At 44.6% G+C, this 507-nt stretch carries 1 pseudogene; it reads left to right on the top strand.

Annotation, left to right across the window (positions count from 1 at the left end):
- A pseudogene (locus DWW81_RS13340) lies at positions 1-507 on the top strand (IS3 family transposase); the annotation flags it as partial.

Below are 507 nucleotides of genomic sequence, written 5' to 3'. Positions count from 1 at the left end.
ATTTTACGATCATCTCAGCCATAAAAACGCCCCCTGGAAGTATCAGGCACTTGCAGATGAAATGATGAAGATCCACGAAGAAGACCAATATAATGACTGCTACGGCAGAGAGCGTATGTATCTTGCATTGCAGCAGAGAAAGGATGCCGGGAAAACTGACATTGACATTCCATGTGAAGCTACTGTACGCAAGGTCATGGTGCAGATAGGATTGATACACAAGCCTCGCAGAAAGCCAAACGGGATAACCAAAGCGGATCGGCTTGCTCGAAAATCGGATGATCTTCTCAGACGTGATTTTTACGCAGACAGGCCTTTGAAAAAAGCTGTGACCGACATAAGCGAGGTGAAGGCAAAGGATGGAAGGCTCTATGTTTCAGTGATATTTGACTGCTTTGATCTGATGCCGCTGGGGATAGCTATTGAAGATAATATGAGAGCTTCGCTCTGCTGCCATACTCTTGAAAACGCAAACAAATCATATCCTGATATAAAGGGCTGTATCAT

It is taken from the genome of Ruminococcus sp. AF17-1AC (assembly GCF_003461385.1).
In the GTDB taxonomy this organism is placed as follows: domain Bacteria; phylum Bacillota; class Clostridia; order Oscillospirales; family Ruminococcaceae; genus Hominimerdicola; species Hominimerdicola aceti.
Note: the sequence above shows the minus strand (reverse complement) of the source record. Positions and strands in the feature narration are given on the sequence as shown.